This window comes from Cytobacillus sp. MT66 (genome assembly GCF_058792595.1).
Window position 1 is genome coordinate 54707 of sequence record NZ_JBXAFB010000019.1, and the last position, 7948, is coordinate 62654.

Annotated in this window: 9 protein-coding genes; 4 read left to right on the plus strand and 5 right to left on the minus strand. The window is 41.0% G+C overall.

Annotation, left to right across the window (positions count from 1 at the left end):
- Positions 1-221: 221 nt before the first annotated feature.
- From AC1Q59_RS22425 to AC1Q59_RS22445, 5 genes are all read right to left on the minus strand, one after another.
- Positions 222-863, minus strand: a complete 642-nt coding sequence (locus tag AC1Q59_RS22425; RefSeq protein ID WP_492368088.1) for a response regulator — start codon at positions 861-863, stop codon at positions 222-224.
- A 12-nt stretch (positions 864-875) separates the two neighbouring features.
- A complete protein-coding gene (locus tag AC1Q59_RS22430; protein WP_492368089.1) occupies positions 876-1994 on the minus strand; it encodes a GAF domain-containing sensor histidine kinase in 1119 nt (372 codons plus the stop codon).
- A 104-nt stretch (positions 1995-2098) separates the two neighbouring features.
- Positions 2099-2452: a VOC family protein gene (locus AC1Q59_RS22435; protein WP_492368090.1), complete on the minus strand. Its 354-nt coding sequence runs from the start codon at positions 2450-2452 to the stop codon at positions 2099-2101.
- 14 nt (positions 2453-2466) lie between these two features.
- A complete protein-coding gene (locus AC1Q59_RS22440) occupies positions 2467-3492 on the minus strand; it encodes an S-adenosylmethionine:tRNA ribosyltransferase-isomerase (protein ID WP_492368091.1) in 1026 nt (341 codons plus the stop codon).
- 4 nt (positions 3493-3496) lie between these two features.
- On the minus strand, positions 3497-4210 hold the full coding sequence (locus AC1Q59_RS22445; protein ID WP_492368092.1) for an SDR family NAD(P)-dependent oxidoreductase: 714 nt from the start codon (positions 4208-4210) through the stop codon (positions 3497-3499).
- Positions 4211-4510: 300 nt separating this feature from the next.
- Between AC1Q59_RS22445 and AC1Q59_RS22450 the strand changes: the two genes are divergently transcribed.
- From AC1Q59_RS22450 to AC1Q59_RS22465, 4 genes are all read left to right on the plus strand, one after another.
- Positions 4511-5230: a YebC/PmpR family DNA-binding transcriptional regulator gene (locus tag AC1Q59_RS22450; RefSeq protein ID WP_492368093.1), complete on the plus strand. Its 720-nt coding sequence runs from the start codon at positions 4511-4513 to the stop codon at positions 5228-5230.
- A gap of 171 nt (positions 5231-5401) precedes the next feature.
- Positions 5402-5845 carry a YbaK family protein gene (locus AC1Q59_RS22455; RefSeq protein WP_492368094.1) on the plus strand — a complete coding sequence of 148 codons (444 nt, stop codon included), beginning with the start codon at positions 5402-5404 and terminating at the stop codon, positions 5843-5845.
- A 90-nt stretch (positions 5846-5935) separates the two neighbouring features.
- Positions 5936-6655, plus strand: coding sequence for an N-acetylmuramoyl-L-alanine amidase CwlD (gene cwlD, locus AC1Q59_RS22460; protein ID WP_492368095.1), 720 nt, complete (start codon positions 5936-5938; stop codon positions 6653-6655).
- A 150-nt stretch (positions 6656-6805) separates the two neighbouring features.
- A complete protein-coding gene (locus AC1Q59_RS22465) occupies positions 6806-7870 on the plus strand; it encodes an Mrp/NBP35 family ATP-binding protein (protein ID WP_492368096.1) in 1065 nt (354 codons plus the stop codon).
- The last annotated feature ends 78 nt before the right edge of the window (positions 7871-7948 follow it).

Below are 7948 nucleotides of genomic sequence, written 5' to 3' on the forward strand. Positions count from 1 at the left end.
GGCATCCTTTCCGCATGATGCTCTTGCAGGCTCAATACCAAGAGACCAATTGGTTTCCCTCATGGTTCTCCCTCTGCGTACAACAATTCTAAAGTTTAGCCATACACCAATTGTCTTGTCCTATTTAACATATGTAAGAAAAATAACAATTGATATAAGGGGAAGTAAAAATGATAGTGGTGCCTACAATCTGATTTGCCAGTGAATTTTAATCGGGAGGATTAATCAGTTAATTTATGTTTTACGGCATAAAGGGCAGCTTGTGTTCGATCAGCAAGCTCAAGCTTAGCCAATAGGTTAGAAACATGGGTTTTTACGGTCTTTTCAGTAATAAAAAGAGCGGCAGCAATTTCTTTATTGCTTTTACCTTTGGCGATTTCTTTAAGAACATCCATCTCCCGATTGGTTAAGGACTCAATTGGATTCTTATTTGCATGATTTTTATTGGACAGATTGGCTAATAACTGTGAGGTTGCCTGCGGATGCAGCTGGTTTTCACCGCTCATGACTTTTTTGATCGATATTACAAGTTCATCGGGCTGGATGTCCTTTAATTGAAATCCGGATGCCCCGGCTTCCAGTGCTGGAATGACGTGATCTTGATCCGAAAAGCTTGTCAGCATCATTATTTTGATTTGTGGGCAGGCCTGTTTAATGATTCTTGTTGCTTCAATTCCATCCATCTCCGGCATAACTAAGTCCATTAAAATCATATCGGGTTTTAGTGATTTTGCCAGTTCAACAGCTTCCTTTCCATTTGCGGCTTCCCCGACAATATCAAGACCCTTTTGTGTCTTCAGGAAAAAGACAAGCCCTCGTCTGACAACATGATGGTCATCAGCAATTAATATGCGTATATTCATAAGTTCTCCCTCCTAAAAAGGAATACGGACTTGTATTTCAGTCCCGTTTCCTGGCCCGCTGTTTAATTGAAAACTTCCATTTAGTGCTTCCGCCCGTGCCTTCATATTTTTTAATCCTAATGAAGGGATACTGGCACTCTCTTCATAATGGAAGCCGCAGCCTGTATCTTTGATGGACAGCATAACTTCATGATCGGAAGTATAATAAGATAGCTTCGCCTCTTGGGCCCCAGAGTGCTTTTTACAGTTGGCCAATGCTTCCTGTCCAATGCGCCATAGGGCTTCTTCCGCTTTCCCCGGTATGCTCGCTGCACCGTTCACTTTTGTTTCAATTGTTAGGCCAAGCATTTCGGCATAACTTTTTAGAGCCCCTATTAAGCCATTCTCAAGACCCAGCGGACGCAGCTGCCATATCAAGGCACGCATTTCTCCAAGAGCTTCTTGTGCTAAATCCTGAATATAACTAAATGTTTGTTTGATATCTTGATCGGGTGTCATTTCTACACCTGCTCTTGCAGTGAGGCTCAGGGAAAAGAGCAGTTGATTGACAGAATCGTGGAGGTCTCTTGCCAGCCGATTCCGCTCAGCCACAAGTGCCGTTTCTTGTTCCTGCTTTGTCAGCTTAATCCGTTTCAGTGCTGTTCCAATCTGGTAGGCTACTGCTTCGAGCAAGGCAAGCTCATTTTGATCGAAATGTGTTTTGTTTGGCGAACCAATATTTAAGATTCCGAATCGCTCCTGTCCTGCACGGAGCGGTACAGTCGCATGATGGGTGAGACCGCAAGTTTCCCCAGCGCCCTCTGTTATTGCATCTTCGATCCGTTTACATTCAATTATATTTGTTGCCTTTTTCAATTTTTGATTATTATATCGATTAACACACCAACAATCGCCATGGCACATTCTATTATTGTTATCATGGGATAAAGCAGGCGGCAGGGCTTCAGCGGCAGCCAGCTGATGGCGGCCATTTTCGTTAATTAAGAAAATCCATCCAGTCTTAAGCCCTGTCACATATAGCAGCTTTTTCAGCACACCGGATAATACTTTGCTTTCATCTGTACCTTCGTTTAACAGCTCGGCAATTTCTTTTAAAATAAAGATTTCTCCGTGGCTAGATTCCATGGACATCTGTTTCCCTCATCTCCTAAAAATCTAACTTCATTATATCTTACATGTATGGATCAGATGTCTATTACTATTTAAAAACGCCAGTCATTAAGGGGAGAGCTTTTCTAAACGGGTATGACCTGCAGAAATTCGAGGATTTCCCCATCAGGTCCTTCGTAAAAAACGGTTTGCCATCCATTTGAGAGAGTATATGGGCCTTCTATTTTAGGACAGTCGCTAAGTCTTTTCATCGTTTCATGAAGATTCGTGACTTCAAAACAGATATGTGCAGATTGGTTATGCGGCTTACTCTCGCGGTTAGATATCAACTCAAGCCTGAAATCCCTTGTGGCCAAAAATACAAGTTCTTCTTCGTTTAAAGACAAGCTGGTTTCAATCTCGATATCAAAGTGCTTTCTATAAAAGGCAGCAGATTCCTCCAGATCAGACACTTCTAATGCAAAATGGTGAAAGCGCACGTAAGACCCTCCTATTAAATGATTAAGTTCATATCGCCAAATTCATGCCATAAATAGCCGGCGCTAATAGCCTGCTGATACGCCGTAAGCAAATGCTGCTCTGAAACAAAGGCTGAAAGCATATCAAGATGGCTTGCTTGGGGCTCGTGAAATCCTGTAAGGATGCCATCAGCTATTTTTAAGGGGTAGAGGGAATGAATATATAAATTGGTCATCCCTGAAAGCATCTTATTTCCTGCGGCAGTTTCAAGGGCCCTTACAACGGTTGTGCCAGCAGCAATGACCTTATTGCCCGCTGCTTTTACTTCAAGAATTTTCTTCATTGTTTGTTCCGGGATATGATATTCTTCATCATTCTCTTCAGGTGTCATGTAAAGATCATTAAGAAAATAACTGAGTCCTGTATGCAACTGGATAAATTCAACATCTATGCCCTTGCTTCTTAGGCTAAAGATTAGTTCCCAGCTAAAGGCTCTTCCGGCAGATGGCATTTCGACGGAACCGGGACTGCTTGCAAAAACAGTTTGATAGCAGTCTAAATCCCAAGGCTGGTCAATATATTCATAACGAACTGGTTCGCCAAGAGCATATAAGAGATTAAAGAGCTCGGTTCCCTTTTTATTAAACTGAATGATCTTTAGCGGTGAGCCTTTTTTCTTTCCAATCACTTTTGCAGATAGCTCAGATGAAAAGTAGAGAGTATCTCCGATATTGATAAGGGATGCAACAATGAGAGCATCCCATTTATCATCATGCCTGCGACGGGCTAGCCGTACTTCTGTTCTAACTCCTATTTGGTCACCGTTTCTTAAGCAAGAGGCTTGTAGAACAGCAGGGATCGTCCGGCTGCTATTTAAAATAACTAAATCTCCGGGATTAAGATAATTGGCCAGCTGAAAAAAATAATCATGGCTGACTTTTCCTGTAGACCGGTCGAGGACCATCATCCGAACATGATCTCTTCTTATGCCTCTTTTCTCCGGCGGACAAGAGGCATTTAATTCGCCAGGCAGAAAAAAGTCCATTGCTTTTGCCCCCATATCTTCACACCTCCGATGATTGTGCTGTAAATCGCTGTCCGCTGATTTCCTTAGACCTATCGGACGCAAGATATAAAAAGATGCCGGTTAGTTCCTCAGGCTTTGCCAATGGATAATCGCAATCTGGTACGGCCATTTGATGCATTTGGGTATCCATTTCGCCTGGATCAACCATATTTATCCGTACGTTGGTACTGCTTAGTTCATCTGCCCATGTTTCGGTAAGCCCTTCAACAGCGAATTTTGAAATCCCGTATGCCCCCCAGCCGGCATAACCTGTATTTCCTGCTTCAGAAGTAATATTAATAATCGACCCTTGGTTGCGTGTAAGCATTCCAGGAATGACTCTTCTGGTTACAAGAAAGGGGGAAAGAACATTTACCCGAAGCACTTCCGCAAAATCGTCTTCTGGGTAATCAAGGAGGAACGGCATTGGACTAGGGCCAAGAATGGCTGCATTATTTATTAGAACATCTATATGGCCGTAGGCTTCTTCGGTCATTGCCACAAACCGTTCAACATCTCTAGGTACGGAAATATCTGCAGCCGCTGCAATAGTTTCTGCCCCAAGTTGTTCTGCTTCAAGTTTTACTCTTTTCAGTTGCTCTTCTGACCTTGCGCATATAGCCAATTTGGCTCCTTCTTTTGCAAAACCCAATGCCAAAGCTCTTCCCAATCCTCTGGAAGCACCTGTAATCATCACTACTTTATTGTTCATTTTATTTATCTCTCCTTATCTTATTGATGCTTTAAGGATAATGGTTTTTAAAAAGTCCTACTTCATAGAAAAGCTTGAACTTTTCCTACAACTTTTGGATGAGAAATGAAGAAATAATGAGTAATAAGGACAAAAGACTATAACCCCTGGCTAAAAAAACATAATCTTACCAGCTTAACCGGAAAAATTTTTAACACCTATCGCATAATTACGTTATAATATTTAATGCAGAAATTCTTAATAGTTATTCGGACTGTATATGATAATATTTGAATCCTAGTCGAAAGAGAGTGTGACAGTATGGGTCGTAAATGGAATAACATAAAGGAAAAAAAGGCATCAAAGGATGCAAATACAAGCCGAATCTATGCAAAATTTGGCCGTGAAATTTATGTAGTTGCCAGACAGGGTGAACCAGATCCAGATGCTAACCAGGCTTTAAAATTTGTTTTAGAGCGCGCTAAGACATACAATGTGCCAAAACATATTATCGAGAAGGCTATTGAAAAAGCGAAGGGCGGCTCTGATGAAAACTTTGATGATCTTCGCTATGAAGGCTTCGGTCCAAGCGGATCTATGGTTATCGTTGATGCATTAACAAATAATGTTAACCGAACGGCGTCTGAAGTCAGGGCGGCATTTGGAAAAAACAGCGGAAACATGGGTGTTAGCGGTTCAGTTTCTTATATGTTTGATGCAACAGCGGTTATTGGAGTAGAAGGTAAATCTGCCGATGACGTTCTAGAAATCCTTATGGATGCAGATGTAGACGCGCGGGATATTTTAGAAGAAGAAGACGGAGTGATTGTCTATTCAGAGCCTGATCAATTCCATGCTGTGCAAGAGGCGCTGAAAAATGCTGGCATTACCGAATTTACAGTAGCGGAAATCACGATGCTCCCGCAAAGTGAAGTGACTCTTTCAGAAGAGGATCAAGCGAAATTTGAAAAACTAATCGATGTTCTAGAGGATTTAGAAGACGTTAAACAAGTCTATCACAATGTCGACTTAGGTGAATAAATAAACTTTCTGCCCCTGTTTAAACAAACAGGGGTTTTTAAATTGTCTATATATTGGAAATCAAAGAGTTTTAATAAAGCATTTATAATAAAAAATTGGCAATTCAAAAGCTAACGGGTTTTTGTATTTCTCCTCCTTTGCGGAAAAGACTATTTACAAGGAGTGAGAACCATGAATGTAATTACAACGTTTGTTGAAAAGAAAAGGGAAAAACAAATAAAGTACGAACGATCCGTTCTGCGTGAAATTTCTATAAAAGCTCTTAAGGAAAGAGTCCAGCAATTTTTTGGTTCCTCCAGACTAACAAGCGGATTGCTGATGAACACAGGAATAGAAGAGGCCTGTTACGATGTTGCAATAGAAGCTTATCTGCTAGGAGCACATTTTAGCCGGTTTGGATTATATGGTGAATCGACTGAAGAAGTCAAAAGACGCTGCAGAGGGGAAGAACATCATTTAGTTGATACCCTGTACCATTTCCTTTTGTATTGGGGAAATGGTGAAGAAGGTGTTATGAGCGAATCGCTGTATTACCAATGTGAACAATATATCTCCAGCTGGTGGGCGGAAGGCTTCCAGAACGGTCAGAAGAGACATAAGCTTCGATTGCATTAAGTAAACAAATACCATTCCGTTTCATTGTTCTAGAACTCCAACTTGTCCCATATATTTAACTGAGGACAAGCGGGAGGGCTGACGTGCTTTATGAAAACAAGGTTAAAAAAGGCGGCATTTGCAGTTGGTTTAATACTTCTCTTCTTAATTCTGCAGTATGACTTTACCGATAATGACTCATGGGATTCGTGGAATTTACCTTTATCAGGAAAGGTGATACTGCTTGACCCTGGCCATGGGGGTCCTGATGGTGGAGCGGGAGATACACAGGCGCTGGAAAAGGATATTGCGCTTAATGTAACCTTAAAGGTAAGAGAATATCTGCAGGAACAAGGAGCCTTAGTCTTAATGACTAGAGAGGACGACCGTGATCTTGCAGACGAAGATACCAGGGGATTTAGCAAAAGAAAAGTAGAAGATTTAAAACAGAGGCTCGAATTAATTAATCACTCAGGTGCGGAGTTTTTTGTCAGCATTCATTTAAATTCAATCCCATCACCAAGATGGAGCGGGGCCCAGACCTTTTATGCAACAAATAAAGATGGAAATGCCAGAGCCGCCAAATTTATTCAAGATGAACTAATAAGAAATCTAGAAAATACCACTCGAAAAGCAAAGGTGCTTAATACAGTCTATATATTGAAAAATGCTGAGATACCAGGTGCATTAGTGGAAGTAGGGTTTTTATCCAATCCAGGGGAGCGGGCTAATTTAAAGGATGAGGTATACCAGGAAAAACTGGCAGCCTCCATTTATAATGGAATTATGCGTTACTATTCAAATGAAAAAGAGCTTCCTGAGGAGGAATAAAAAGATGCTGCAGAAGCATCTTTTTTTATGCACTTTTGTATTTGCGTGCCTCAAATGTTTAATTAATTCAGAGGTGTGATACAATTAACAACAGATAGAAAACTATATGTTATACTTTTAATGATATTTAAAATGGGCAGGTGTTTATAGATGTTGACTGAACAAAAAGTAAAAGAAGTGCTAGGCGAGGTTCAAGAGCCTTTTTTACATAAAACATTAGGTGAAATCGGTGCCATTGAAGAAATCAAAATTAAAGAAGAAAAAAATCATGTTAGTGTAAAAATTCTACTTGCTAAAACAGGGACTGGAGAACAGCTTCAGCTTCAAACGCAAATTGTAAGCCTATTAAAGCAAGCTGGTGCAGCAACAGTCGGTATTCGCTTCGGTGAACTGCCTCCATATATTTTATCTCAGTACCAGGATGCTATGAAAGAAGAAGTAGAGGATCAAGGCTTGCTATCTCCTGGAAGCAAAACCGTTTTCGTTGCAATTGCCAGCGGAAAAGGCGGGGTTGGAAAATCAACAGTTTCCGTTAACCTGGCTGTTGCTTTAGCGCGTGCAGGCAAAAAAGTTGGCCTAATTGATGCAGACATTTATGGGTTCAGCGTTCCAGATATGATGGGTATTACAAGCCGCCCTGTTGTTAGAGGCGAAAAGATTATACCTGTTGATCGATATGGTGTAAAGGTTATTTCTATGGGCTTCTTTGTGGAAGACAATGCACCTATTATATGGAGGGGGCCAATGCTTGGAAAAATGCTTAACAGCTTTTTCAACGAAGTAGAATGGGGCGATTTAGACTATCTTCTTCTTGACCTTCCTCCAGGAACAGGCGATGTGGCTCTTGATGTTCATACTATGCTTCCGTCATGTAAGGAAATTATCGTAACAACACCACATCCAACTGCAGCATTCGTTGCAGCCCGTGCAGGAGCCATGGCACTAAAAACGGAACACGAAATATTAGGTGTCATCGAAAACATGTCTTATTTCGAAAGCAAGGTAACAGGTGAAAGAGAATATGTTTTCGGAAGCGGCGGAGGAAAGAAACTAGCTGAGGAATTGCAGACTGAAGTGTTGGGTCAGCTTCCATTGCAGCAGCCTGATTGGAATGATGACGACTTTGCGCCGTCTATTTATCAGGAAGAACACAGACTTGGAAAGATTTATGCAGACATTGCACATAAAGTTATTAGTGCAATTAATGAAAAATAACAAAAGAGGCTGGGACATAATTAGCTTCAAATAGTGACAAAGGAGAATTTGAGTTCACTCAAATTCTCCTTTGTCTAT